Source organism: Rhizobium mayense, assembly GCF_030272705.1.
Lineage (GTDB): Bacteria > Pseudomonadota > Alphaproteobacteria > Rhizobiales > Rhizobiaceae > Rhizobium > Rhizobium mayense.
The window spans coordinates 1-1,813 of the sequence record NZ_JARFYM010000089.1 but is presented as its reverse complement, the minus strand read 5'-3'; the positions used below and the strand labels follow the sequence as shown (position 1 = coordinate 1,813).

The following is a 1,813-nucleotide window of genomic DNA, read 5'->3' as shown; positions in this document are numbered from 1 at the left end:
ATCATCATGACGGCCTTCCCTGAACGGGTGAACGATGCACGCCGCCTGGGTGAGCACTTTCCATTGATTGAGAAGCCGATCGATAGCGGGCAACTGATCGCCTGTATCGAGGATGTCACCGGATGCCGGGTCGACTGATCCGAAAAACGCCGGCCGCCGCGCTATGCGGGCCATATTTGGGCCGGGATCGATGTTGCCGGCGGCGCGGTAAGCACCGACGCCAAAGGAGGCGCCAGCGTTCTGCGCCACGTTGAACGAGATGGCGTCAACCCCGGTGATCGGCGCGTCCCGCTACCGGCGCTCCGGCTCTTAGAGCATAGCGGCGCATCCGACCTCTTCAGACCGACGACCGTCCATATCGCGTGAGGGTAAACTCTCGGCGGATATTGAACCCTATAGCGATCATCTTTTCGCGGTCCGTATCATCCGCATCCCTCTAGCACGGGGTTGCTGCGGTTAGGCCCCATGTTCATGAGATGGGCCCATAAGGCATCCCCGAGCGCGGCATCGAGAACCTATCGCGCTCCATACGACGCCCTTGATCCCGGACCGCATGCGCTTGACGATCACCCTGGTCGCGGAGCGGAGATGGACGTTTCGCGCAATCCCTCTCACGATTTTACGCCTGAGCAGCAACATCATGTCCATGAACACCATTATCGCAAAGCGAACTGCAAGCCATCAATCATCGATCATTTCGCCAACGGCCATCATCAAAAGCCCCCAGACGAGATACGGCAACGTCAGCGCCTACGCGCTTGCACTCGGAGGATCTCGAGCACTCGCTTCGTGACAAATTTCCGCTCGATTTTCTTGGGATCGGCTTCGCTCGCCCGACTTCTAGGATAGCATCGTTCGCCGACCTCGCTTGCGCGAGCGAGCGACACCATTTTTTTGGGCGTCGCCGAGCAGCAGAATTCGGTGGCCGCGGGCGTTGGGGCGCCGTCTGGAGATATCCAAGGCGAGCGTCACCGAACAGCGACTCCTGTGATCTGCGCACCGCGGCCATTCGGGTTCAACGGAGCGCGCGTGCCGTACAAGCACTTGCAAAGGGGTAATTAAAGCAAACCACTGTATGATTTTCTATTGGTAAAATTTCGTGAATAAAGGACTTCGCCGAAAGACGGAGGCCCAAATGATCGTTGACAAGACATGCAATTCCGCCCAGGCACAGGCTGTCGCGCCGGGTACGCTAATTGGCTATCGAGAGGTCGCGCGCCGGGTCGCGAACAGGCTCAGGTTCGTCTCAACGCTCCTGGGCTTTCAAGCGAGGTGGTCGTCAAATCCTGAGGCACGTGATGCGCTCGCCGTGGCCGTCGATCGCATTTTTGCAGTCGCAGGCGCTCACCGCCAGCGCTACTGGTCAAAGTCGTCGAATACAGTCCACATCGCCTCCTATTCTCTCGATCTCACGGCGGCTCTCGAGCCGGCCGTACAGCAATCGCCGTACTGCGCGATATCGACTCATGGATTATCGGGGGTCATGAGCCGGCGCGCCGGGCGTAGGACGGGTTCGCGATTGTCGCTCGTTCGGTGGCAATGTGGCTTTCGGATATAGCAACCCCGCACTCCGCGCGATGCTGCATTGGCGGCGCCCGGGCTTTGTACTAACGGAAATAGCTGAGGGTGAACACCCATGGAACTCCATCAGGTTCGATACTTTCTAGCTGTCGCAAGCACGCTGAACTTCACGCGCGCTGCGGAGATGTGCAATGTCACGCAACCGGCACTGACCAAGGGCGTGCAAAAGCTCGAGCAGGAACTCGGAGGTGAGCTCATCTACCGGGAACGTCAGCTCACCCACCTCACCGAC

Annotated in this window: 2 protein-coding genes; both read left to right on the top strand. The window is 59.1% G+C overall.

Going from position 1 to position 1,813, the window contains the following annotated elements:
• Positions 1-1,135 precede the first annotated feature (1,135 nt).
• Positions 1,136-1,558, top strand: coding sequence for a histidine kinase dimerization/phosphoacceptor domain -containing protein (locus PY649_RS35285; RefSeq protein WP_432761462.1), 423 nt, complete (start codon positions 1,136-1,138; stop codon positions 1,556-1,558).
• Positions 1,559-1,636: 78 nt separating this feature from the next.
• Positions 1,637-1,813 (top strand): helix-turn-helix domain-containing protein (locus PY649_RS34655; RefSeq protein ID WP_285872861.1); only part of this gene is annotated, 177 nt, incomplete at its 3' end.

Coding starts and splice junctions, on each gene's coding strand:
- PY649_RS35285 (WP_432761462.1), top strand. CDS start 1,136: ATGATCGTTGACAAGACATGCAATTCCGCCCAGGCACAGGCTGTCGCG.